17 protein-coding genes are annotated in these 25112 nt (G+C 50.8%); 11 read left to right on the top strand and 6 right to left on the bottom strand.

The window, feature by feature from the left end:
- Positions 1-2 precede the first annotated feature (2 nt).
- Positions 3-197, bottom strand: coding sequence for a helix-turn-helix transcriptional regulator (locus tag MAQ5080_RS04995; RefSeq protein WP_000127614.1), 195 nt, complete (start codon positions 195-197; stop codon positions 3-5).
- 956 nt (positions 198-1153) lie between these two features.
- On the opposite strand from MAQ5080_RS04995, the gene MAQ5080_RS05005 reads away from it, so the two are divergent.
- Genes MAQ5080_RS05005 through MAQ5080_RS05015 form a run of 3 tightly spaced genes read left to right on the top strand, consistent with a single transcriptional unit; the run spans position 1154 to position 4150 of the window.
- Positions 1154-2104, top strand: a complete 951-nt coding sequence (locus MAQ5080_RS05005; protein WP_067206380.1) for an HlyD family secretion protein — start codon at positions 1154-1156, stop codon at positions 2102-2104.
- Positions 2101-3024, top strand: a complete 924-nt coding sequence (locus tag MAQ5080_RS05010; RefSeq protein WP_067206383.1) for an ABC transporter ATP-binding protein — start codon at positions 2101-2103, stop codon at positions 3022-3024. The genes MAQ5080_RS05005 and MAQ5080_RS05010 overlap by 4 nt, the downstream gene beginning before the upstream one ends.
- On the top strand, positions 3014-4150 hold the full coding sequence (locus MAQ5080_RS05015) for an ABC transporter permease (RefSeq protein ID WP_067206386.1): 1137 nt from the start codon (positions 3014-3016) through the stop codon (positions 4148-4150). Before MAQ5080_RS05010 ends, MAQ5080_RS05015 begins: the two co-directional genes overlap by 11 nt.
- Before the next feature lie 22 nt (positions 4151-4172).
- Here the strand turns inward: MAQ5080_RS05015 and MAQ5080_RS05020 are convergent, their stop codons facing one another.
- Positions 4173-4895: a hypothetical protein gene (locus MAQ5080_RS05020; protein ID WP_067206390.1), complete on the bottom strand. Its 723-nt coding sequence runs from the start codon at positions 4893-4895 to the stop codon at positions 4173-4175.
- Positions 4896-5123: 228 nt separating this feature from the next.
- Between MAQ5080_RS05020 and MAQ5080_RS05025 the strand changes: the two genes are divergently transcribed.
- Positions 5124-7022, top strand: coding sequence for a DUF7800 domain-containing protein (locus MAQ5080_RS05025; RefSeq protein ID WP_067206393.1), 1899 nt, complete (start codon positions 5124-5126; stop codon positions 7020-7022).
- An 82-nt stretch (positions 7023-7104) separates the two neighbouring features.
- On the opposite strand, the gene MAQ5080_RS05030 is transcribed toward MAQ5080_RS05025, so the two are convergent.
- Both MAQ5080_RS05030 and MAQ5080_RS05035 read right to left on the bottom strand, forming a co-directional pair.
- Positions 7105-10215 (bottom strand): efflux RND transporter permease subunit, encoded by a 3111-nt coding sequence (locus tag MAQ5080_RS05030; RefSeq protein ID WP_067206396.1) that lies wholly within the window; start codon positions 10213-10215, stop codon positions 7105-7107.
- Positions 10216-10231: 16 nt separating this feature from the next.
- Positions 10232-11428: an efflux RND transporter periplasmic adaptor subunit gene (locus MAQ5080_RS05035; protein ID WP_067206399.1), complete on the bottom strand. Its 1197-nt coding sequence runs from the start codon at positions 11426-11428 to the stop codon at positions 10232-10234.
- A 102-nt stretch (positions 11429-11530) separates the two neighbouring features.
- Between MAQ5080_RS05035 and MAQ5080_RS05040 the strand changes: the two genes are divergently transcribed.
- Entirely contained in the window at positions 11531-12115 is a 585-nt protein-coding gene (locus tag MAQ5080_RS05040) for a TetR/AcrR family transcriptional regulator (RefSeq protein WP_067206402.1), read from the top strand.
- Here the strand turns inward: MAQ5080_RS05040 and MAQ5080_RS05045 are convergent.
- The gene (locus tag MAQ5080_RS05045) at positions 12107-12991 is read right to left on the bottom strand and encodes a DMT family transporter (protein ID WP_067206406.1); all 885 of its coding nucleotides are present in this window, start codon (positions 12989-12991) and stop codon (positions 12107-12109) included. The genes MAQ5080_RS05040 and MAQ5080_RS05045 overlap by 9 nt on opposite strands.
- A 23-nt stretch (positions 12992-13014) precedes the next feature.
- Positions 13015-14217, bottom strand: coding sequence for an FAD-dependent monooxygenase (locus MAQ5080_RS05050; RefSeq protein WP_067206409.1), 1203 nt, complete (start codon positions 14215-14217; stop codon positions 13015-13017).
- Positions 14218-14489: 272 nt separating this feature from the next.
- Between MAQ5080_RS05050 and MAQ5080_RS05055 the strand changes: the two genes are divergently transcribed.
- Genes MAQ5080_RS05055 through MAQ5080_RS05080 form a run of 6 tightly spaced genes read left to right on the top strand, consistent with a single transcriptional unit; the run spans position 14490 to position 25075 of the window.
- Entirely contained in the window at positions 14490-15944 is a 1455-nt protein-coding gene (locus MAQ5080_RS05055; RefSeq protein WP_067206412.1) for a circularly permuted type 2 ATP-grasp protein, read from the top strand.
- A gap of 2 nt (positions 15945-15946) precedes the next feature.
- Positions 15947-16894, top strand: coding sequence for an alpha-E domain-containing protein (locus MAQ5080_RS05060; RefSeq protein ID WP_067206414.1), 948 nt, complete (start codon positions 15947-15949; stop codon positions 16892-16894).
- Positions 16891-20262 carry a transglutaminase family protein gene (locus MAQ5080_RS05065; RefSeq protein ID WP_067206417.1) on the top strand — a complete coding sequence of 1124 codons (3372 nt, stop codon included), beginning with the start codon at positions 16891-16893 and terminating at the stop codon, positions 20260-20262. The genes MAQ5080_RS05060 and MAQ5080_RS05065 overlap by 4 nt, the downstream gene beginning before the upstream one ends.
- Positions 20263-20283: 21 nt before the next feature.
- The gene (locus MAQ5080_RS05070) at positions 20284-22854 is read left to right on the top strand and encodes a circularly permuted type 2 ATP-grasp protein (RefSeq protein ID WP_082861017.1); all 2571 of its coding nucleotides are present in this window, start codon (positions 20284-20286) and stop codon (positions 22852-22854) included.
- Positions 22851-23732: a transglutaminase family protein gene (locus MAQ5080_RS05075; protein ID WP_067206420.1), complete on the top strand. Its 882-nt coding sequence runs from the start codon at positions 22851-22853 to the stop codon at positions 23730-23732. Before MAQ5080_RS05070 ends, MAQ5080_RS05075 begins: the two co-directional genes overlap by 4 nt.
- 32 nt (positions 23733-23764) lie before the next feature.
- Entirely contained in the window at positions 23765-25075 is a 1311-nt protein-coding gene (locus MAQ5080_RS05080) for a DEAD/DEAH box helicase (protein ID WP_067206423.1), read from the top strand.
- Positions 25076-25112: the final 37 nt, after the last annotated feature.

Below are 25112 nucleotides of genomic sequence, written 5' to 3' on the forward strand. Positions count from 1 at the left end.
GCTCAGTCCTCTTTCTTCTCATACTCTTCTAGGTCTTCAATGTGCCAAAGCTTGTTTCGTGTATTTCGGTTGATACGAGGTTGCGGCAAGCTGCCATCTTTTATTCTTCGCCAGAGCGTCGTATAGCTTATGTGGTAACGAGCCATCACTTCGTAAGATGTTAGAAAAGGGGTTACCTGGTGCGCTACTGCTGTCATCTGCATTCTCCTGAAAATCAATGTAAAGCTATCATCGCCTGATTCATCACTTGTTGATGGTCAGAAAGATGCATGATTTGTTCAGAAGATCAGCCTTATCAAAACACAAATGTTGCTATTAGGTACTTTTCAGCTCAAACCTATGAATAACAAGGGCTACAAGGCGGTTTGTGTCATGAATAGCAATCAACACGCCTAACGAGAAAAATTTGTACACACTGTTTGTACACTCGCAACGATGACACACCAAAAACCACAATGACGAACCCTTTAAATTCATAAGCTTATAAACAAAAAACTAGAGATGATCGCATTTGTTCCGCTTTTGTAATATCGAAACCAAAGTACCAAAAGCAAGAGGTACTTTCTTCATCAAACCCAGTAACCACAAGGCCTACAGCCAGATTTGTGTCATGGAATTTTCGCCAAAGGCCTCTAAAACGGAATTTGTACTCAAGTTTGTACACACTTTCCGAGGTTACGCTTGAACATCATTGAAAAGCAAAGAAACGAGAAAAAGACAAAAAGCCTTTAAATTCAGTACGTAGAGATGTGATTGTGGTGTGCAATGAAAGGTGGTTTTAAGCGTTGAAAGGCTGGGCGGCATCAGGGTGCGAGATGATAGCGAAGGTTCTACGCTTGTTTACTTGATCAAGAAATTGCTGGTCAGCCATTTAAAAACTCTTTGTTGTGTCCACGACCTCAGCATCAAACAAAAAGCCCCACACAGGGACTTTTTGGTCACAAGATCGTTTTGCTAATAGGGATTGGCGGCTATTTTCGCTTATCTTAGGGATATAAACAATCGAGGGATGGACTTAGCATGGAATTAAACGTGGATTCACATCAGCGTATAACCCCTGAATACCCACCAAGACATGACCACTTGATCACTAGGCGCTATAGTCAGTAGCAGGCATAGAGTCTTAACCCACGCCATTGAATGGAGGCTTTTCATGGGACTGCCAGCCTTGTCAACTGTGCTTATTGGTATCGGATTACTATTACATGGCTGCCAATCTCAGCCAGATCACATTGCCCTAGGCACCCTAGAACGTGACAGCCTTATCTTGTCCGCTTTGGTCAGTCAGCAGATTGTTGAACTGCCTGTTACAGAAGGGCAAAAAGTTAGCCAAGGACAACTACTGGCGCGCTTTAAGGACGATAGTGCACAGGCGCAGCTTGATTATGCCGAAGCCCAATTACGGCTAGCACAAGCCACCTTGGCGGAACTTCAAAACGGCACGCGTCCAGAGCAAATCGACTCCGCCTATGCCGCTTGGCAAGGCGCCTTAGCCAACGACAAAGAAGCGCTACTACAACTACAACGTACTCAAGAGCTGTATCAAGCCAACGCCATTGGCCGCGCCGCGCTGGATAATGCGCGCACCTTTAAAGATCAAACCCGCGCCCAAGCCGAGCAGTTACAACAAGGTTGGTTGGAATTAAGAAATGGCGCTCGAGAAGAAGTGCTACAGCAACGCCAAGCACAAGTTGAAGCGGCGCAGGCACAGGTGCGGATCGCCAAAGAGAGTCTGAACCAGCATCGTATTACAGCCCCGTCATCAGGCCTTATTGACCTGTCCCCTTGGCACCAAGGAGACTCAGTCTTGGCGGGGACTCAGGTGTTTCGTCTGTTAACGGATGAGCCACCTTACGCCCGCGTCTATCTCCCCGAAACACTACGCACTCAGCTACAGACAGGTAGCCAGGTACAGATCTTGATCGATGGTGTCGACCAGCCTTTTCGTGGCGTGGTACGCACCATCCGCAGTCAACCAGCGTTTACCCCCTACTTTGCGTTAAATGAGAACGAGCGCTCGCGACTCATGTATCTCGCCAAAATAGATGTACAGGACGCAGAGGCAATAGCGCTTGGCACGCCCCTTGAGGTACGCCTGCCATGAGCCAAGAGCGCGTCATTGAGAGCCATGGACTCACCAAGCAATTTGGCGACAACCTAGCTGTGAATGGGCTAGATCTAAGCATTACACAAGGCACCATTTATGGCTTTCTAGGTCCCAATGGCTGCGGTAAGTCGACCGCGATTCGCATGTTAACCGGGCTACTGGAACCGACTTCAGGAGCAGTAACGCTGTTTGGTCAGCCCATAAAACATCATGAGGAAAGCTTAAAGCAGCGTATTGGTTATATGACACAGAAGTTCTCTTTGTACGATAACTTAACTGTGTTAGAAAACTTGCGCTTCGTCGCCAGTATTTATGGTCTGGGTCGCCAACAGCGCAAAGCTCGTATCCAAGAGCTGATTCAACTGTACGAGTTAGGTGCCCTAACAAAGCAATTAGCGGGCGCCATGAGTGGCGGGCAAAAACAGCGCTTAGCCCTGGCCTGCGCCACCTTACATCAACCAGAATTGCTGTTTTTGGACGAACCGACCTCTGCGGTGGACCCTGAAAACCGACGTGACTTTTGGGAACATTTATTTGATTTAAGCGACCAAGGCACCACCATTCTGGTCTCGACCCACTATATGGACGAAGCGGAACGCTGCCACGCCTTAGCCATTTTAGAAAATGGTCATAAACGCGCCGACGGCACGCCACAGCAACTCATGAACGATATGCCTGCTACGGTGTTTGAGACGCAAGGACCACAACTGCGCCAGTTAAAGCAACAACTGGTCTCCCATCCCGAGATTCTCTCTGCAGCCCAAGTTGGCACCCGTCTGCGGGTATTGGTTAACAAAACCTGTGCCCAACCAGCAACGCTACTGCACACACTCGGCGCAGAATACTGCTTTGATGAAGTGCGCCCGAGCCTTGAGGATGTGTTTGTGGCCAATACTGGAGGTCGCCATGTGGGCTAGCTTAGTGCGCATTTGGGCGGTTGCTATCAAAGAGCTCAAGCAGCTGTCCCGTGACCGCGTCACCTTTGCCATGATCGTAATGATTCCCTTGGTGCAACTGATCTTATTTGGCTTCGCCATCAATACCGATGCCCGTCATATTACTGCTGGCGTCGTCGACTATGCCCAAAGCCACACCAGCCGCGCCCTGGTACAAACCGTGCAAGCCAGCCAAACAGTGTCCTTCACTGAGTCCTACTACTCTCCCCAAGAAGCGACCGCAGCCATTATCCGCGGCGACATTAAAGCGGTACTGGTGCTACCCCACGACCTAGATCGGCGAATCGCACTACACGCAAAGACCTTGACTCAAGACCCAGCCCACACATTAGACGAGCCCATTGGACAATGGTTAGTGGATGGCTCAGACACATTGATTGCTGCCACCGTGCGCAGCTTACGCAACATGCCACTCACAGATATTAGTAACACTGTTGCCCCGAAGCCCCCAGTGACCTTTGAAGTAGTACAGTGGTTTAACCCTGAACAGCGCTCGGTGGTCAATATTGTGCCAGGCTTATTGGCGATTATTCTCACCATGACCATGATCTTATTTACCTCCGCGGCGATTGTGCGCGAGCGTGAACAGGGCAATATGGAGTTTTTAATCAACACACCGATTCGCCCATTTGAGTTGATGCTCGGCAAAATCACGCCCTATGTGTTCGCCGGTTTGATACAAGTGAGCATTATCTTACTGGTCGGGCATATGCTGTTTGCAGTGCCGATTCGCGGCGGGCTTCTGTCATTATTCGGCGCGGCTTTGCTGTTTATCTGTGCCAGCTTGACCCTAGGTTTAGTGATTTCAACGGTCGCTAAAACCCAATTACAAGCCATGCAGCTGACCGTGTTTGTGTTGCTGCCATCGATTCTGCTGTCGGGCTTTATGTTTCCCTACCAAGCCATGCCAGAGCTGGCCCAGTGGCTTGCGGAGGGACTGCCGGCGACCCACTTTATGCGCATGGTGCGTGCCATAGTGTTACGTGAAGCAGAACTGAGCAGTCTCGAGCCAGATGCCCTGTGGCTAGTAGGATTTACTTTGATCGGTTTGGCTCTGGCGTCACTGCGCTTTAAGAAGAAGCTCTAATTGGCCATGCCATGGGCTGAGCTTAAGACTGCTCAACCACAGTGATCATAGAGGCAATGTCATGTTTTGAAATGGACTCTGAAGTGGCCGATAGCATAGTCTCCACACGCACCTTATCGCAGCTGAACAGAGCTTCGTAGTTTGCGGCGATAGGAAACAGCTGATTTGGATTCGCTGACAACTGCCCCAGCTGCTTGTAGAAAATGTAATCAGAGTAACTTTCATGCTGTTTACACTGAGACACAGAGTTGTCTGGCAGCTGCATGGTATGTTGCGTCAGCTGTTGGTGGTAGTGCTGTAACAGTGTGTTGGAAGACTGATATTGCTGGGCATAATGAAACAACAGCAACTTATTCACAATTCTGATTTCATTTGGATCTGAATGCGCCCCCGGGTCGTGCCAACCAAACACTTGCCCCACATCTTTACCGTAGGAAGAAACAATGCCAGCGTCCCAAGCACGGGCTGCGTACTTCAGCATGGCTTTGCGCATACCGTAATAAATGGCTTCGGCATCGCTGCTTTTGATATCTTTTACACCCAACAAAAGTCCCACGTCTTGATCGCCAATATTGCGGATAATCTCATTATCGACGGCCATCAAAAAGTAGGTTTTTGAGGGAAAAAGTGGTTCGGTCACAGCACCATTGTGGCCATCTTCGGAGAGGTTTCCAGCATACAAACTGGTTGCAGTTGTCAGGGGAAGCAAGCAAGCTAACGACCGATACATCGACTTTTTAGGCATGGGAATCTCTTAGCAATTATTATGGTTGTCTATTAAGAGGCCCGTGACAAAAGCCACGAAACGCGTTCTAACTGAATATATTAACGCTAACGAATACGCCTAAGTGTTTCAATGGCTTTTAGGCGATGCTTTTTGCAAAAAACATGAATAAAGTTTAGTAAGCCAATACAGTGTTCCCTTAGCCTCTTAAGGTAGCATGGGAAGTTTGATTTTTAATGGAGCAGCTCTATGACTTCAGAGGCCAGCCCTTCTTTAGACCCAGTGATTGCAGGGCCAATATTACGCAAAGTGGAAGCGAATGCAGTCCACCTTTGGCTTGCGACTAGCCAAGACTACTCAGTTTCAGTGAGCCTCGCAGATCGATCCAAAACGCTTGCCAGTGACACGCAATGCAGCACACTAAAAATGGGGCAACGGCTCTATTTAAAACTGATCAGCGTCACCCTTAGCGACGCCCTCCCTGCCGATCAAGCGCTCACCTACCAGGTTAACCTCGATCACGCGCAAACACTCTCTGTGCCTAGCTATCAGAACGCGGCGACCACTGAACAAGTTGACTTTATCTGGCACCCTAAGGTCAGCTCCTTGCTGCATGGCTCTTGTCGTAAAGCCCATTATGGCTATCATCAAATGGACACGCGCTCAGCCATTGGTGACGGTCTGGCACAGGCCGACCATCATCTTAGCCATACCCCGATGGAGCACTGGCCATCCATGCTGGTGCTATCCGGCGATCAGGTGTACGCCGATGATGTGGCCGGTCCTATGCTGTCCGCCATTCGTCAGTCCATTGCCTTACTCGGCATCAGTGAAGAGCAGCTGCCCTGCAGCGATAAATGCCTGGCAACCGAGCCGTTCTTTTACAATCGCGAAGCACTCTTACCCCTGACGGAACTGAGTGATGAGGTCAAACAGCAGTTTTTCAAAGGCAAAAAGAAACCGGTATTCACCACCGATACGGCACACAACCATTTAATCAGTTTTGCAGAGGTCATCTGCATGTACTTATTGGTGTGGTCGCCAACCTTATGGAAGTACCTCTCCCTCGAGTTACCGGACAGTCTAACCGATGAGGCGCATAAAGCACGCTTCCTTGAAGAGCGTAAAGCCATTGAAGACTTTGTCAGCACCCTGCCACAAGTTCAGCGCGTTTTGGCCCACTTGCCAACGGCAATGATGTTTGATGATCACGATGTCACGGACGACTGGAATTTGACGGCGGACTGGGAAACCACCGCCTATGGGCACGCTCTGTCGAAACGCATTATCGGTAACGCCCTCACCGGCTACCTACTGTGTCAGGGCTGGGGCAATAACCCAGGCCAATATGACCAAGCCTTTCTAAACCAAGCGCAACGGGCTATTCAAAGCACAGAAGGCGGCGCCAAAGACGACTTTATCGAGACTCTGCTGAGTTACGAACAATGGCACTACCAATGGGACACAGAACCTAAGCTGGTGGTGCTCGATACACGCACGCGACGCTGGCGTTCAGAGCAGAACTTCAATCACCCTTCAGGGTTGATGGACTGGGAAGCCATTACCGACTTACAGCACGACATTAAAGATTTGGAGGCGGTCATTTTGGTGTCACCAGCGCCTATTTTCGGGGTCAAGCTGATCGAAGCCATTCAAAAAGTGTTTACCTGGATCGGTAAACCCTTGATGGTTGATGCGGAAAACTGGATGTCACATCGAGGCTCTGCCTACGCGTTAATGAATTTATTCACCCACCCTAAGACCCCGTCTAACTTTGTTATCTTGTCGGGGGATGTGCATTACTCCTTTACCTATGACATCAAATTACGCGGTCAAAAAAGCAGCCCCAATATCTGGCAAATCACCAGTAGTGGCCTACGCAATGAGTTTCCGCACGACCTATTGGAATGGTTTGACCGTCTCAACCGCTGGTTGTATGCCCCTTGGTCCCCCTTGAATATATTCACCAAGCGCCGCTCGCTGAAAATTTCACCACGCAAACCGGAGCATGCTGCCCGTGGCGAGCGCCTCGTGAATCATTCTGGCATTGGCTTAGTACGCCTCGATGAGCAAGGCCGCCCTAGCGAAATCACGCAACTATGCAACGACCAACAGTCGATAAGGTTTTTACCTGCCAAGAAACGCTAACCTGCGCTGTTCTGTGCCCATAAAAAAAGGAGCCGAGAGTCGGCTCCTTTTACATTGCTAAGGGACGATTGCTGAACTGAACTCAGTCTTCAATCGGACGTTTCGGGAACAGGCGACGTACCAAAACAAAGAACAAAGGTACGAAGAAGATGGCCAACAGGGTCGCGGTAAATGTACCGCCGACAATCCCTGAACCAATCGAGATACGGCTGTTCGCCCCCGCCCCCGATGACAAGGCTAATGGCATGGTACCGACGATAAACGCCAACGATGTCATGATGATCGGACGCAAACGCAAACGCGCCCCTTCCGCCGCAGCATGCCATACGTCTTCACCTCGACGGTAGGCGGCTTCAGCAAACTCGACAATCAAGATGGCGTTCTTCGACGACAGACCGATGATGGTTAGCAAGGCCACTTGGAAGTAGACATCGTTCTGCAAGTCACGCAGATAAATCGCGCCGGCAGCACCAATGATCCCCAATGGAATCACCAAGATCACCGAGAAAGGTACGGTCCAGCTTTCATACAAAGCGGCCAGACACAAGAACACCACTAGGATCGACACCGCATACAAGAAGAAAGTCTGGCCCCCCGATTGCTGCTCTTGGTAGGACAAACCACTCCAAGCGTAGGACGTCCCTTGCGGCAGTTGGTCTGCCAGACGTGCCATTTCCACCATAGCATCCCCCGAGCTCAGACCCGGCGCTGCCGAACCTTGGATCTCGTAAGATGGCAAACCATTAAAGCGGGTCAAAGCTTTAGGCCCAAAGGTCCATTCACTGTCGGCAAAGGCTGAGAATGGCGTCATTTCATCGCCATTACCGCGCACATACCAATGCTGTAGATCCTCTGGCGCACCACGGTACTCGGCTTCACCTTGAATGTAGACACGCTTCACACGACCGCGATCGACGAAGTCGTTGACATAATTGCCCGCCCAAGCCGATGACAGAGTACTACTGATGTCGGCCATGGACAGCCCTAAGGCAAACGCTTTTTCCTGGTCAATATCAATGTGCAGTTGCGGTGTCTCAGCTTGGCCCCCCATACGTACCCCAGTCAGAATCTGACTCGCACGGGCATCAGCCAAGAGACGGTCACGCATTTCTAGCAACGTCTGACGATCCGTATTACCAGATGCCTGAAGCTCGAAGGTAAAGCCATTACTCTGCCCTAGACCACGAATGGACGGTGGCAACAGAGAGAAGATCTGCGCATCACGAATGCCGGCCAAACCTGGGTAAGAGCGGCCAACAATGTCCGCTGCCGAACTTCCTGGCTCGGTTCGCTCATCCCAGTGCTTGAGCAGCACAAACGCCATACCAGCGTTTTGCCCAGTACCCATAAAGCTAAAGCCAGAAATGGTGAAGATGGAGTCAACGTAGTCTTTTTCCTGCTCAAGGAAGTGGTGCTGAATTTGCCCCATCACCTCTTCCGTACGCGCCATGGACGCCCCTTCCGGCAAAGACACCATGACCATGATGTTACCTTGGTCCTCGGTGGGTAAGAAGCCAGTCGGCGTATTCACCATCAAATAGCCCATGCCCGCGACGATGACCAAGTAACCCGCCATCCAACGCACCGGCTGACGCAGCAAACGCACCACACGGTTACTGTAACGTGCCGTCATATTGTCAAAGTTGCGGTTAAACCAGCCCGCCAAACCACGTTTTTCACCGTGGTGGTTGGGTTTCTTAAGAATGGTCGCACACAAGGCTGGCGACAACGTCAAAGCGACGATGACCGACAACACCATGGACGATACGATGGTGATCGAAAACTGTCGGTAGATCACCCCAGTCGAACCACTGAAGAACGCCATCGGTACGAATACCGCCGACAACACCACCGTGATACCAATCAAGGCACTGGTGATTTCCTTCATCGATTTAATGGTCGCTTCCCGAGGCGGCAGGTTCTCTTCTTCCATCACCCGCTCAACGTTCTCCACCACGACGATGGCGTCGTCCACCAACAGACCGATGGAAAGCACCAAGGCAAACATGGTCAAGGTGTTAATCGAATAGCCGAACGCCTGCAACACACCAAAGGTACCCAACAAGACCACCGGCACCGCAATCGCAGGGATCAGGGTGGCACGCCAGCTTTGCAGGAACACGAACATCACAATCACCACCAGGACGATGGCTTCTACTAAGGTTTTCACCACCTCTTCGATGGAGATTTTGATGAACTCAGTCGAATCCAACGGCAAGGCGGTTTTGTAGCCCTCCGGCAAGTTGCGTTTTAGCTCTTCAATGGCCGCTTTAACACGTTCAGAGGTTTCCAAAGCGTTCGCGCTAGGCGCCAACATCACCGCCAAACCGGTCGACGGGTGGCCGTTTAAACGAGGGGAGAAATTGTAGTTCTCACTGCCGATTTCAACTTTAGCCACGTTCTTAATACGCACCGTCGCGCCGTTGTCATCGTATTTCAGAATGATGTTTTCAAACTGCTCTGGGGTTTCCAGTTTGGACTGAGCCGTGACCGTGGCATTCAGTTCTTGGCCTTTGGCAATCGGATAACTGCCCAAGCTACCTGCAGCCACCTGCACGTTCTGTGCCTCAATCGCATTGGCCACATCGGAGGGTATCAAGTTGTAGGTCGCCAGCTTCAGTGGATCCAACCAGATACGCATGGCATAGGCGGTACCGAAGATCTGCACACTGCCCACCCCTTCCAAACGCGAGATCGGGTCCTGCATATTTGAGACTAGGTAATCCGACAAATCACTGGGAGCCGCTTGATCGTTTTCATCGTACAGCGCCATGATCAGCAAGAAGTCTGACTGAGACTTAGTCACCGTCACCCCTTGTTGCTGTACGCTATTGGGCAGATTTGAGGTAATTTGCTGAACTTTGTTCTGCACCTGAACCTGAGCGGTATCGGCATCTGTGCCCTGTTCAAAGGTCACATCAATGCTGGCACGCCCCGTCGAGCTACTGCTGGATGAGAAATACAGCAGACCATCGAGACCGGTTAACTGCTGCTCAATAATCTGTGTGACACTGTTTTCAACCGTTTCCGCCGAGGCGCCATTATAGGTCGTCGAAATTCGAATCGATGGCGGTGCCACGTTTGGATACTGAGACACAGGCAACTGCGTGATCGCCAGTAATCCCGCCAACATAATGACGATCGAGATTACCCATGCGAACACCGGTCGCCGAATGAAAAAATGCGCTATCATTTACAAGCTCCCTTCACTACTGGCCAGTGGTCGCAGCGTTCACTTCGACCATACGACCGCTTTGCGGATCACGTTGCAGCTCAACGGTGGTGACTTCATCTCCTGGACGCACTTTCATACTGCCCTCCACGATCACTTTATCACCGTCTTGGATGCCATCGGTGATGTACCATTGGTTACCAATCGCACGTTCCGTCTTCAGAATGCGCTGCTCTACTTGATTGTCTGCGTTCACCACAAGAGCATAGGCATTACCCTGCACATTACGCATCACCCCTTGTTGTGGCACTAAAATCGCTTGGCTGTCGTTCAGGTCATTAATATAACCACGTACAAACATCCCCGGCAGCAATAAGCCATCTGGGTTAGCAAATTCGGCACGCACTGTGACACTGCCAGTCATTTCATCGACACTGACTTCTCGTGTCGTCAGGCGCCCCTTGTACGGGTATTCGCTACCGTCTTCGAGAATCAGCTGCACCGTTTGATCCCCCAAGGTGACATGCTCTAGGCTCAACAAGGTACGCTGGCGTAATTGCTCAACGCTGGTTTGCGCAAGATCGACAAAGATCGGATCGGTTGCACGGATAGTGGTCATCGGCGTCGATTGATTAGCCGTTACCAAAGCCCCTACCGTGACATCAGAAATGCCGATTTTGCCATCAATGGGGGCGGTGATTTTGGTGTACGCCAAATCAATCTTGGCACTATTCAACGCTGCCACGGCACGCTTTTCCGCCGCAACGGCTGATAGGTAAGCCACATTCGCGTCATCCAAGTTTTGTTGCGAAACGTTGTTACGTTCCTTCAACGTCTTATAGCGTTCATAAGTTTGGCGGGTAGAAGTTAAGGTCGCACGGGCGCTGTCTAGATCCGCTTGCGCTTGCTCAACATTTGACTCATAAGTCGAGTCATCCAGTTGATACAAAAGATCACCCGAGGCGACGGTTTGGCCTTCTTCAAATAAGCGTTTTTCAACAATGCCACCCACCTGAGGGCGAATCTCTGCTTCTAAGCTGGATTTTGTTCGGCCCGGCAATTCGGAGGTTAACTCCACGGCCCGTTGCTCAATATGAATGACACCGACTTGGACCTTTGGCGCTTGTTGCGCGGCCGCACTTCCTTCCGCTGTACTGTTTTCACTTTCTTGACATCCTGCCAAAATCGCCGAGGCCAGCACTACCCCTGTTAATAGAAAGTTCCGAGACAACATAAGACTGTGAAATCTCCAATAATTATCATTTGAGAATGAGCGTTCATTCACACTATAATCTAGGGACGTTACACTTCCCATCTTTAAATCGTGTAAATAAATATGAAAAGGTCACCTACCCAAGAGCAACAACGTCGCCAACAAATCATCGATGCATTTATCGTGCACGTTGTTGAAAAAGGCTTCCACAAGGCCAGCATGGCCGAAATGGCTAAGACAGCGGGCCTGAGCGTCGGTCAGGTGTACCGTTATTTTGCTAACAAAGAAGACATCATACGCGCGGTGGTGGAGCAAAAAACAGAAGAATATCTCGGCATCATGGAAGACTTCTTAGAAAAGAAGGACTGGCTGGCACGTATTTTTGAGCAAAAACACAGCCAAGAATTTCAAATAGAGCGGGTCTTGAATATGGAAATCAAAGCCGAGGCGAACCGCTCTGAGACGCTGGCAGCGATCCAAGCGGACGCCGATCGCCGCTTGACCGACCATGCCATCCAGTTGGTACGCCAACGCTATGGTTTGCAGGATGAAGCCGACATTCGAGCACGTGTGCAGTTTTTGGTGGCCCTGACGGATGGTTTATTTCATCGTAGTTCCGACCCAGAGACGCCTTTTAGCCGAGCCTCACATCGTTTGTTTGAGTACATGTTGAATGAACTCTTTCCCGACAAAATTGCCTCAGATTAAGCGTAAAAAGACGCGTACTTGTTGCCACTTACTGACTAGCATGGCCAAGAAAATCAGCACACAACCGATGACTTGTATGACCGCCATAGTTTCTCCAAACCAGAGCGCCGCCATAAAAGCCGCCCACACGGGTTCGAGGTTCATAATCACCGCAGCGTGACTGGCTGGCGTCAGGCTTTGGGCATAGGTTTGCAGCAAAAAGCGCAGACTGGTAGCGATCAAGGTACTGGCCAAAAACCAGCCCACAATCGGTAAGGGCACCGTATGTGGGATTTCTTCCATACTGGGTGACACCAGTAACATAATAGCACCGGCCGTAAACAACTGGATCGCCGTTAATACCAACACATGCAGCTTGGTGGACATACGTGTCAGCAAATTAAACTGCAAGGCAAAGGTCACCGCGGCAATAAAGAAATACAGCTGTGCCCATTCAAAACTGACGCCATCGCCTAAAGCCAAACAGCCCAAGCCGACCACGGCAATGGGCAGTGCGAGCCAAATACTGTTGGCGGGGTGCTCCTTGAACAGCAAGCGCGCGAACACTGGCACCAAAATAACGCCAAGACTGTTAATAAACGCACCAACACCGATATTGCTGACTTGATCTAGGCCGACAATCCAAAACATCATCGCCACGCTCATGACCGCCCCCACCATGATCGCGCCTTTTAAATCCTGCCAACGAATGCCTTTAAAGTAACGCGCACCGACGAAGAACAAGACGATGCCAGCGATGACAAAACGCACCCCTAAAAAGAAAATCGGCGGCAACCCGGCGAGGGCTTCTTTCGAAAAAATCCAGCCAAAGGCGGCAATAATGGTGACCAGAACTAAAATCAGTTCCGCTTTTAAATGAGAAGGCGAGGCGCTCACATCGTTTCCTTGATCTGTGGAGCTTAGATGGACAAGCTGGTCACATCAAAGCCATAAATGCTGTCTAACTTCGCATGAATAATGCCGCTGGCGTATTTGGAGGCCAATCCCAATGCCTGTAGTTTCATACGTCCTTGCCAGCCACCATGCATATGGTACAACGCAGCATTATCACGAGATTGCTTTTGGATCGCCGTCACACGTGGCTTGCGTAATGCTTCGTATTTGTCGAAGGCAAAATGATAATCGTACTTCAATAACGTCTGCGTCAGCACAAACGCGTCTTCAATGGCCATGGCCGCCCCTTGCGCCATAAATGGCAACATTGGGTGACAAGCATCGCCAAGCAATACCACGCGATTGTCGTGCCACTTTTCCAATGTTGGTCGGCCATTTAACGCCCATAAGAAGGTCGAATCGCAGGCTTCTAGTACGGCACTGACTTCCGGATGCCAACCGATAAACTTACGGCGCAGTTCATTGACATCCCCTTCTTGACGCCAAGATTCCTGTTGCCACTTAGCTCGCTCCTCGACCGCAATAAAGTTGACCAAGTCACCACCGCGCAGGTAATAGGTAACTAGGTGTTTATTCGGCCCAGCCCAAACGGTGGCATTGGGCTGCACGGTCGCGCCTTTGATCGCAGCGGCGGGCACAGTACCACGCCATGCCACTTGCCCTGTAAAGATCGGCGCCTGAACCCCCAGCATCAGCTCGCGTACTTTGGAGTGAATGCCATCGGCACCAATGATGATGTCGGCATGCTCGGTTTTCTTGTCCATCAACACCGTGGCGTATTTCTTTTCATTGCGATAGCCCAGCACACGATGACCAAGCTCAATTTCCACTCCTGCGGCGTAACAGGCTTGCACCAACTCTTTGTGCAAGTCAGCACGGTGCACATGCCAATAAGGTGCCCCATAGCGCTGCTCAATGTGTTTGCCTAAGGGGGACTCAAGATAATAGCGGCCACTTTGATAATCGCGAATGCAGGCGTATTGGGGAGAAAAGACATGTTGGCCAACCGCATCGGCAACCCCAAACTGGCGTAACACTTTCACCGCATTGGGACTTAGCTGTAATCCGGCACCGACTTCGCTCAGGCTCGCGGCCTGTTCAAAGATGCGCACCTGAAAGCCGTTTTTAGCCAGTCCAAGTGCCACGGTCAAACCACCAATACCAGCCCCCACCACAATCACTTGGTTCGTTGGGTTTAAATGCGCCACAGTATCTTTCCTTACTTGTTGATCGATCCGCCAACATCATAGCAAAATCCCCTATGAGAAACCTGATATAAATTCGGCTGTTAGCCTTGTTTGCAGCAAATATGACATCTTTCATAGGCACAATGTTTGGCTTAGATTTTGCTAAACACAGATCAAGGTAGGAAGTTTTGCTTGCCTTACGAGCTGTTTTGGGTCATCTATAACCAGTACAGTGCAAGAGGAAAAAGCAGTGTTGACTCACTCCCTCAGCCGTCACAGGGGAACAAATAAAAATGGATAAACTTACACAAAATTATAATTCAGGCGTATTTTTTGATGAACTCATCGACGCCACAGGGAAGGCCAGAGCACCGGCGCAGCAATTACTAGAATATTTAGACAACCTTCCCACAGAAGAGCTCGAGAAACGGCGCATCACTGCTGAGGCCACGGTCCAAGAAATGGGCATCAGCTTCACGGTGTATACCGAAGAAGGCAACATCGACCGGGCGTGGCCATTTGATATTGTGCCGCGCACCATTGCTGCCAAAGACTGGGCCATCACCGCGCAAGGCTTAAAACAACGACTCACCACTCTTAACCGCTTCATCGACGATCTCTACCACGACCAACGCTGCATCAAAGACGGCATCATTCCAGAACACATCATCAAAGACTCGAAAAACTTTCGCCCTGAATGCGTTGGCGTATCACCAAAATATGGCGTTTGGGCCCACATCTGTGGCACCGACTTGGTGCGCGATGAACACGGCGAATTCTTTGTCTTAGAAGACAACCTGCGCGTGCCATCCGGCGTATCCTACATGCTGGAAAACCGTGCCATCACCAAGCGAGTGTTACCTGAACTGTTTGAGAACGACGAGATTCTGCCGGTGGGGGCTTATACCTCTGACCTATTTGATACCTTGGCTGCACTTTCGCCACGTGATATCGAGCGTCCAGAAATCGTTGTTTTAACACCTGGTATCTACAACTCTGCTTACTTTGAGCACGCCTTCCTTGCACAGCAAATGGGTGTTGAATTAGTAGAAGGCTCCGACCTATTTGTCGACGAAGACGACTGCGTGTACATGAAAACCATCTATGGACCAGAGCGCGTTGACGTCATTTATCGTCGTATCGATGACTTATTCCTCGACCCTGAAGCGTTCCACCCAGACTCAGTGTTAGGCGTAGCAGGCCTGATGCGTGCTTGGAAAGCGGGCAACGTGGCCCTAGCCAACGCGCCGGGTGCGGGGGTTGCCGATGACAAGGTGGTATACGCTTACGTACCTGAACTGATTCGTTACTACCTTAACGAAGAACCGATTCTAAAAAACGTTGAAACCTTCCTTTGTGATAACGAAGAAGATCGCGAGTACGTGCTGGCACACCTTGATGAATTGGTGGTGAAACCGGCCAATGAATCGGGCGGCTATGGCATGTTGGTCGGACCGCATTCCACTAAAAAAGAGCAGCAGTTGTTTGCTGAGCTGATCAAGGCCAATCCACGTAATTACATCGCGCAGCCCACTTTGAAGCTTTCGACGGCGCCTACCCTAATCGGTAAAGGCTCACTGGAACCGCGTCATTTGGATTTACGCCCGTTTATTTTGCAAAGCAAAGACACCTATGTCACCACCGGTGGCTTGACCCGTGTGGCCATGAGAAAAGGTTCGCTGGTCGTCAATTCGTCACAAGGCGGTGGTAGTAAAGATACTTGGATTGTGGATACCAAAGGAGCTTAATCATGCTTTCAAGAGTTGCAGAACGCCTATACTGGAGTGCTCGCTACCTAGAGCGCGTGGAAAATACGGCTCGCCTAGTCAGTGTCTACGATGATTTGCTGTACGACTTACCACAAAATGTAGTGGAAATTTCATGGTACAACCTAATCGAAATTAACAGTGGTGTGGAAGCCTTCAACCACCGCTATAAGGTGCGCGATGAGCGCAATGTGGTGAAGTTCCTATTATCGGATGATGATAACCCAAGCTCACTACTGTCTTCTCTGACCCTCGCTCGAGAAAATATTCGGACGACACGTGATGTCCTGCCCAATGAAATGTGGGAGTTGGTTAACGAGTTGGACCTGTACGCCAAGCAAAATATCAAGCAAGGCATCAATCGCTCGGCACGCCATGCTTACTTGAACACCATTATTGAAGGCTGCCAGAAAATCATTGGCTTGTTGGCGGCTACTATGGACCGTGATGCAGGTTGGCAATTTTTAATCCTTGGGCGCTATCTTGAACGTGTCGACATGAACACCCGCATCCTAGATGCCGCGACGTCGTTGATGATGCAAGCACAGCCAGGGCAAGATATGGAGCTGGGCCAAGTAGTGTGGTCTAAGGTACTGAAGTCGCAAAGCGCTTATTTGAGCTTCCGTCGCACCATGCGCTGTTCGATTCGTGGCGCCAAGGCGGTGACCTTCTTACTTAACGATCCCTACTTCCCGCGCTCACAACGTTACTGCGCTGAACAAATTAAATTAGCCGCGGCCTCATTGCCCCGTGCCGGCATTGTTATCGCATGTGCTGACAAGCTGCTCGAACATACTCGCACAGTAGAGCATTCTAGCGAGTTGAATACTGAATTCAGCAATTACTTGAACGACATTCAGCTCGACATCATCGCTCTGCACCACCAGATCACGGAAAACTGGTTTAACTTCCAGAAAGGAGAAGCGGCATGACCATCCGCGTAGCGATTCAACACACCACCACTTATGAGTTTGATCGCTTTATTAATGTTTCGCCGCACATTCTACGTCTGCGTCCGGCGCCTCATTCACGTACCCATATTCATGGCTATTCACTAAAAGTCCTGCCCGACGATCATTTTGTGAACTGGCAGCAGGACCCTTATGGTAACTACCAAGCACGCTTAGTGTTCCCTGAGAAAACCAAGAAGCTGGAATTTGCGGTAGAAGTGATCGCCGACATGACGGTGATTAACCCGTTCGACTTCTTTATCGAAGAATACGCGGAAAAATTTCCTTTTAAATACGACAAGCAGCTGCTTGAAGAGCTGTCGCCGTATTTGAATAAATCAGAGGACTGTGCCGAGCTGCAAGAGTGGCTGAAAACCGTTGAGCGAAAGCCAATGCCGATTGTCGACTTCCTGGTGGCATTAAATAGCCGTCTAGCCAATGAAATCGATTACGGCATTCGTTTAGAGCCTGGGGTTCAGACCTGTGAAGAAACGCTGACCCTTAAGAAAGGCTCTTGCCGTGATACCTCTTGGTTATTGGTGCAAATTCTGCGTCACCTAGGTTTGGCCGCACGCTTTGCCTCAGGTTACCTAGTGCAACTAACCGCTGATGTCAAAGCACTGGATGGCCCTTCGGGCCCAGAAGAAGATTTCACTGACCTACACGCTTGGTGTGAAGTGTACCTACCAGGTGCAGGTTGGGTCGGGCTTGACCCAACCAGTGGTCTATTTGCCGGTGAAGGCCATATTCCCTTGGCCTGTACCGCAGAACCAATTTCCGCGGCACCGATCTCCGGCTTCACCGATGAATGTGAGTGCGAGTTTAGCTACACCAACATTGTTACTCGTATCCACGAAGACCCACGCGTCACCAAACCCTACAGCGATGACGAGTGGGAAAACATCAAAGCCCTCGGTCATGCGGTGGATCAACGTCTTGAGCAAGGCGATGTACGCCTCACCATGGGCGGTGAGCCGACCTTTGTCTCCATTGACGATATGGACTCTGAGCAATGGAACACAGGGGCTTTAGGCGCCGACAAGCTACGTCTTGCGAAAGACCTATTGCTGCGCATGAAAAATAAGTTCGGCGCCAACGGCCTGCTGCATTACGGCCAAGGTAAATGGTACCCAGGCGAAGAAGTCCCCCGTTGGGCATTAGGCTGCTTCTGGCGCACCGACGGTGAAGCCCTTTGGCAAGATCCGAAATACCTCGCCCGCGTTGATAAAGACTATGGTTTTGATGAGACCCATGCGGCGAAATTTGGTCAGGAACTGTGTCAGCTATTAGGTTTAGAAGCTCAGTATCTGCAACCGACTTATGAAGACACGCTTTACTACTTGTGGTTAGAACGCTCACTGCCAGAAGAAGTCAACCCACGTAAAGCCTCACTGAAAGACGACCTTGAACGTCGTCGTTTAGCCAAACTATTAAACCGTGGTTTAGAACGTGTCAGTGGTTATGTGTTACCGGTCGAGTTTAACGGTCAACAATGGCAAAGCAGCCTTTGGCCCATGCGTTCCGACGTTATCACCCTGATTCCTGGTGACAGCCCGATGGGCTACCGCCTGCCATTGAACTCACTTCCCGCCTTGAGTGAAGAAGAGCGGCCGCACGAGCGAGATCCTTTCGCGGAACGTGAGGCGTTGCCGACGTTTAGTCAATCAGCCTCAAGTAGCGCAACTAGGCAAACGCTCTCCTCGCAACGTGCTGCGCGCAAAAAGGTTGCAGCAAGTCAGAGCCAGAGCCAGAGCACAGCCGTCAAGAACGTGATTCATACCGCTCTGTGTATCGAAGCGCGTGATGGCCGTCTTCATGCCTTCTTACCGCCAGTGAGCTACCTTGAGCATTACGTGGCACTGATCAACGCCATTGAGATGGTTGCCAAGCAGCTTGAGATGCCAATCGTTATTGAAGGTTATGAGCCGCCAAAAGACTACCGTTTACAGAAGTTCTTAATTACCCCTGACCCAGGCGTGATCGAGGTCAACATTCACCCGTCGAAGAACTGGAAAGAACTGCTGTACAACACAGAAACTCTGTACGACGAAGCCCATCAAGCACGCCTTGGCACAGAGAAGTTTATGCTTGATGGTCGGCACACCGGCACCGGTGGTGGTAACCACGTTACCCTAGGTGGCGTGACGCCGGCTGACAGCCCCCTACTACGTCGTCCAGACTTGCTACGCAGCTTAGTGACCTTCTGGCAGCATCACCCGGGACTGTCATACCTGTTCTCAGGTATGTTTATTGGTCCAACTAGCCAAGCACCACGCCCAGACGAAGGCCGTGATGAAGCCTTGTATGAAATGGAAATTGCCTTCCAAAACATTCCATCGGGCTTGGTGGATGAACCATGGTTGGTAGACCGCCTAATGCGTAACTTATTGGTGGACATCACCGGTAACACGCACCGTTCAGAATTCTGTATCGACAAGCTGTACGCGGCGGGCTCTAGCAGTGGTCGACAGGGATTATTGGAATTCCGTGGCTTTGAAATGCCGCCTCATGCACGCATGTCATTAGTACAAATGCTGTTGCTGCGCTGTCTAGTAGCACGCTTCTGGGATAAGCCGTACCACAAACCCTTGGTACGCTGGGGCACCTCGTTGCACGACAAGTTCATGCTGCCGCACTTTGTTTGGCAGGACATCAAGGAAGTCGTGGACGACCTGCAAGCACACGGCTTGCCGTTCAAACTAGAATGGTTAGCACCGTTTGAAGAGTTCCGTTTCCCACACTATGGTCGTCAACAAATTGATGACATCGAGTTGGAGCTGCGCTGGGCAATTGAGCCATGGCATGTATTGGGTGAAGAAATCACCCAATCGGGCACCGCTCGCTATGTAGATTCTTCCGTGGAGCGTTTGCAAGTGCGTCTCAGTGGTCTAACCGAAAGTCGCTATGTGCTGGCTTGTAATGGCCGTCGTGTGCCGCTGCGCAGCACGGGTCGTAAAGGTGAAATGGTTGGCGCGGTGCGCTACAAGGCTTGGGCACCGCCATCAGCCTTGCACCCAACGCTGGGCATGGACACGCCTTTGGTGTTTGATTTGATCGACACATGGAACGGCGTCTCTATCGGTGGTTGTACCTACCATGTGAGCCACCCAGGTGGTCGTAACTATGACACCCTTCCGGTCAACAGCAACGAGGCCGAAGCCCGTCGTGTAAATCGTTTCTGGGATCATGGTTTTAGCCAAGGCGCTTTGGTTCCGCCACCTGAGTACAGTGCCCTACGCAGTGTCACCGAGCATGCCAAGACCACACGCCCTATGGCCCCACCAGAGGAAGAGATATGTCATGAATATCCTCATACGCTTGACCTAAGGAAGAGGTATACTAGGCTCTAATTTCCATTAGAACGTCTTACTATGACAGATACTGTTGCTCCATCCATCACGGCGCTGAGTGAGGCGCCGTTTGTTGCCCCCTATGCTGCACCAAACCATGCCTTTGATGAAGCATTTGAAGACAACCGCCAAACACGCTTGCCTTGGCAAGCAGTGATGACGGCTGTGCAGCAATTAGGGTCTGAAGGGATGCAAGACCGCCATCTTCGTGCACAACGTATTTTGCGCGACGATGGTGCGACCTATAATTTGAAAAGCGACCCACTCTCACCCAATGTCTGGGCGCTGGACATCATTCCGCAGGTCATGAGCGAAAGCGAATGGCGCGGTTTAGAAGCATCGCTTCAGCAACGAGCTAAACTGTTTGATCTGATTTACAAAGATTTATATGGCGAGCAACGCTTGCTTAAAGAAGGCATTTTGCCCTCCGAAATCGTCTTTTCCCACCCCGGCTTTTTGCGTCAGTGCCACAATATGCATTGGCCGAGCGAGACCATGCTCACCTTCCATGCGGTGGATTTGGTTAGGGATCAAACGGGGCGTTACATTGCCACAGGGGATCGCACCCAAGCCCCCAGTGGCGCTGGCTACGCGCTGGAGAACCGCACCGTGGTGTCACGCGTGTTACCGAGCCTGTTCCGTGATAGCCAAACCATGCGCTTGTCTGGTTTCTTCCAAACCGTACGTGAAACCATCAGCCGCTTGGCGAGCCATATCACCGAAGCACCACGCATTGTGGTATTAACACCTGGCGCTTACAGCTCCACTTACTTCGAGCAGGCTTATTTAGCCAACCATTTAGGCTATCCCCTCGTACAAGGGGGTGACTTAACGGTACGCAACGGTAAGGTGTGGATGAAGTCACTCAACGGACTATCGCGCGTCGATGTGATTTTACGGCGCGTCGACGATACCTTATGTGACCAAGCAGAGCTTCGCTCTGAGTCCATACTGGGCGTACCAGGATTACTGGAAGTGGCTCGCCAAGGCAATGTGGTGGTCACCAACCCGCTTGGCTCTGGCTTGCTGGAAACCCCAGCGCTATTGGCCTTCTTGCCCGCCATCAGCCAATTCCTCATGGGGGAAGAGTTATTACTACCGTCGGTAGACAGCTACTGGTGTGGCAACCAAGAACAGCTGAATTATGTGCTGGCCAACATTCGTAACCTGATTATTAAGCCTGCGGTTCGCAACCTACAGAGTAAGAGTATTTATTGCCATCAGCTGAGTGATAAAGAGCTACAAAGAACCATTGCCAAAATCAAAGCTAACCCTGTGGCTTATGTGGCACAGGGGTATATTCCAGGCTCTCTGACCCCTATCTGGGACAACGGTCAAATGTGTGCTCGTCCTGGCATTTTACGTACCTTCAGTGTTGCCAACGAACAAGGCTATTGTGTGATGCCGGGCGGTTTGGCGCGGGTAGCAGAATCCACCAATCACTTGATCGTGAGTAAAAACTTATCGGGGTCACGCAGTAAAGACCTATGGATCTTAAGCGATAGCGCGGAAACCGACACCGATATTCCACTTGATAACTTGCCCATTAGCCAAGCCCACGTTGCCAATTTACCAAGCCGTGTGGTGGAAAACCTATTCTGGTTTGGTCGCTACGCTGAGCGTGCCGAAATGAGCTTGCGCTTGATGCGTACCATCTTCAAGCAGCTTAATGGTATTGACCACTTCCCAACCGAAAGCCGTGAAGTGCTATTGGGAGCCATGTCAGAAATCACCGGTTCACTACCGGGTTTCCAAGATGATCCTGAGTTGATTGAGAATCCAAATGATGAACTGGCGGCATTGGTAGCCAACAGTCAACGTGTCGGCTCGATCAAATCCAACCTGCAGCAGATGCTGGCCTGTGCTGAGCAAGTAAAAGAAATGCTGTCTGCCGACACGCGTATTATCTTGAACGAACTGCGTGATCATATTCACAGTGTCGATCGAGCTTACGTCAATGGCTTACCCGCGGTGCCCGAAGAATCCCTCGATGGTCTGGTGACATCGTTATTGGCCATTTCCGGTTTGAACCATGAAAGTATGCTACGTGGTATGGACTGGATGTTCCAAGAAATTGGCCGTCGTACTGAGCGCGCCCTACTGACCGCGAACTTACTCAAACATACCCTAAGTCGACCGCTACCCAGCTTACAACAGCAACAAATATTGGAGTCCGTGCTGCTCAGTGTAGAGGCCTTGATCTCATTCCGTCGCCGCTACCGCACCCGTGCACGGGTATCCTATGGTCTGGACTTGTTAATGATCGACCGTACCAACCCACGCTCGTTGATTTACCAAATCGAGCAGCTACGTAAGTACCTTGAAGAGTTGCCTCAAACAGAGCAAACTTCATTAGGCTTGTCGCCGGATAAACGCTTAATTATCAAGTCACTGAATGATATTCAGCTGGCCGACTTAGAAGGCTTATCACAAATTGATGAGACGACTCAGACACGCCAACAGTTGACCGAACTGATGACTCAGGTTATCGAGCAATTAGAAAAGCTGACCACCTTGATCAGTGATAAGTACTTCGACCACACTGCAGGACCACAGCAGCTGATCAAAGCGAAATGGAAAAATAACGTATGAGATATCGGGTTCGGCATTTAACGGAATACCTATACGGTGCCCCAGTGACCTTGTGTTACAACATGGCGCACCTTTTGCCACGTGACACGCGCAACCAGCGTTGTCTCAGCCGTCGCATTTTGGTCAACCCCACGCCTGTGTACCAAACCGAAGGACAGGACTATTACGGCAACCCGACGTTTTATTTTTCAGTACAAGAGCCCCATAAGAGGCTGGCCATTGACGTAGAATGCTATTTTGAGATCGAGCAAAATGACCTCTCCAGCCAACTGACCTTACATGGCTTAACCTGCGGTGAACTGCGTCAATTGTTAGCCCAAGCCAGCACTCCTGAGCTGCGCATGGTGAAAGAGTATACTTTGGACTCGACTCACATTCATCGTGCTGAAGCCCTCGCCGAATACGCCCGTGCTTGCTTTGCCGACGATACGCCTGTGCTGCAAGCCAGCATGGACTTTACCCATAAAATCTTTGCAGAATTCGCCTTTGATCCCGCTGCCACCAGTGTCAGCACACCGCCCGAGCAGGTACTCAAAGAGAAGCGCGGGGTATGCCAAGACTTTGCCCATTTGGCCATTGCCTGCATTCGTTCGCTAGGCTTTCCCGCACGCTATATGAGTGGCTACTTGGAGACCTTGCCACCTCCTGGACAAGAGAAATTAGTCGGCGCCGATGCCTCCCATGCGTGGTTTGCTATTTTCATTCCGGATCTAGGCTGGGTAGAATTCGACCCCACAAATGACTTAATGCCAAATGAACAACACATCGTCACCGCTTGGGGACGTGACTACGCCGATGTCACGCCACTGCAAGGGGTTATTTTTGACGGTGGTGACAGTCAGGCACTCAATGTTTCTGTAGATGTTCAGCGTGTGTAAGCGCTTACCTCTATTTCAAATCTGGTAATACAATGACCTTTGCAAACCTTGGCCTATCGACGGCCATTACCGATACCCTCACCGAGCTGGGCTATCAAAAGCCGACGCCAATCCAAGCTCAAGCTATTCCTTTAATTTTGTCAGCCAAAGACATACTGGCGGCCGCGCAAACAGGCACCGGCAAAACCGCGGCCTTTACCTTGCCCATCCTAGAACAGCTCAAACAGGGCACGCGGGCCGAGGCTAAGCAAGTGCGCGCGCTGATTTTAGCCCCTACGCGCGAGCTCGCCAGCCAAATCGGTGACAGTGTACGCCGCTACAGCCAAGGTCTGGGCCTGCGTAGCCAGACTATTTTCGGCGGTGTGAAAGCCTTTCCACAAATCAATGGCCTGCAACGCGGCGCAGACATTCTGGTGGCGACACCTGGGCGTTTGATCGACTTGGTGAATCAAGATGCAGTGAAGTTTGATCAGTTAGAATTTTTGGTGTTAGACGAAGCCGATCGCATGCTCGATCTTGGTTTTGAAGAAGCCCTCAACGAGCTACTGGCACTGCTGCCTAAATCACGCCAGAGCATGATGTTTTCCGCCACCTATTCCGATGCGGTAAAAACACTGGCTAAATTGTGGCTCAACGACCCAGAAGAAGTCGCGGCTAAACAGGGTAACCGCGTTGCCGCGACCGTTCGCCACCAAATCTACACCGTCGATAAAGTGCGTAAACCCGAGTTGCTGGCCGAGTTACTTAACCGACAACACTGGGAGCAAGCGCTGATTTTTACTAAGACTAAGCGTGGTGCCGATGAGATTACAGATATTCTTAAAGCAGAAGGCTTCTCTGCAGAAGCCATGCATGGGGATAAAAACCAATATGCTCGTCTGTCCGCTTTTAGGGCCTTTAAAGCAGGTGAATTAGCCTATCTCGTAGCAACCGATGTGGCCGCACGTGGACTAGACATTGAAGGCTTACCCGTGGTGATCAACGTCGACCTGCCCCATGTAGCAGAAGATTATATTCACCGCATTGGTCGAACGGGTCGTGCAGGGCAAGAAGGTCGCGCCGTATCCCTAGTTTGCGCCGATGAAGTGGAAAACTTGCGCGCTATCGAAGCACTACTGAAACAGCGTGTGCCACGCAAAGAAATTCCAGGCTTTGAAGCGGAGCACCGCGTGCCAGATACCCACCCAAGAAGCCAAAAGAAAGCGAACAAAGCGAACGATGGCCAAGCGTCTACGGCGCAAGGTAAAGGCAAGGCCAAAGCTCAGCTAGAAGTTAAAAAGCCAGATGTGACCCAAGGCCCTGGGCTGCGTAGCAATCCTTTCGCCAAAGCGAAAAAGAAATAGTGTGGAAATAAAACAGCCGCTCATTGAGCGGCTGTTT

Origin of the sequence: Marinomonas aquimarina, from assembly GCF_900089755.1 — a bacterium.
Classification (GTDB): Bacteria; Pseudomonadota; Gammaproteobacteria; order Pseudomonadales; family Marinomonadaceae; genus Marinomonas; species Marinomonas aquimarina.

Excerpts from the sequence above, each read along its gene's own strand:
- MAQ5080_RS05065 (WP_067206417.1), top strand. The coding sequence starts at position 16,891 with ATGACCATCCGCGTAGCGATTCAACACACCACCACTTATGAGTTTGAT.
- MAQ5080_RS05055 (WP_067206412.1), top strand. The coding sequence starts at position 14,490 with ATGGATAAACTTACACAAAATTATAATTCAGGCGTATTTTTTGATGAA.
- MAQ5080_RS05070 (WP_082861017.1), top strand. The coding sequence starts at position 20,284 with ATGACAGATACTGTTGCTCCATCCATCACGGCGCTGAGTGAGGCGCCG.
- MAQ5080_RS05075 (WP_067206420.1), top strand. The coding sequence starts at position 22,851 with ATGAGATATCGGGTTCGGCATTTAACGGAATACCTATACGGTGCCCCA.
- MAQ5080_RS05015 (WP_067206386.1), top strand. The coding sequence starts at position 3,014 with ATGTGGGCTAGCTTAGTGCGCATTTGGGCGGTTGCTATCAAAGAGCTC.
- MAQ5080_RS05035 (WP_067206399.1), bottom strand. The coding sequence starts at position 11,428 with ATGTTGTCTCGGAACTTTCTATTAACAGGGGTAGTGCTGGCCTCGGCG.
- MAQ5080_RS05040 (WP_067206402.1), top strand. The coding sequence starts at position 11,531 with ATGAAAAGGTCACCTACCCAAGAGCAACAACGTCGCCAACAAATCATC.
- MAQ5080_RS04995 (WP_000127614.1), bottom strand. The coding sequence starts at position 197 with ATGACAGCAGTAGCGCACCAGGTAACCCCTTTTCTAACATCTTACGAA.
- MAQ5080_RS05030 (WP_067206396.1), bottom strand. The coding sequence starts at position 10,215 with ATGATAGCGCATTTTTTCATTCGGCGACCGGTGTTCGCATGGGTAATC.
- MAQ5080_RS05020 (WP_067206390.1), bottom strand. The coding sequence starts at position 4,895 with ATGCCTAAAAAGTCGATGTATCGGTCGTTAGCTTGCTTGCTTCCCCTG.
- MAQ5080_RS05060 (WP_067206414.1), top strand. The coding sequence starts at position 15,947 with ATGCTTTCAAGAGTTGCAGAACGCCTATACTGGAGTGCTCGCTACCTA.
- MAQ5080_RS05080 (WP_067206423.1), top strand. The coding sequence starts at position 23,765 with ATGACCTTTGCAAACCTTGGCCTATCGACGGCCATTACCGATACCCTC.
- MAQ5080_RS05005 (WP_067206380.1), top strand. The coding sequence starts at position 1,154 with ATGGGACTGCCAGCCTTGTCAACTGTGCTTATTGGTATCGGATTACTA.
- MAQ5080_RS05025 (WP_067206393.1), top strand. The coding sequence starts at position 5,124 with ATGACTTCAGAGGCCAGCCCTTCTTTAGACCCAGTGATTGCAGGGCCA.
- MAQ5080_RS05010 (WP_067206383.1), top strand. The coding sequence starts at position 2,101 with ATGAGCCAAGAGCGCGTCATTGAGAGCCATGGACTCACCAAGCAATTT.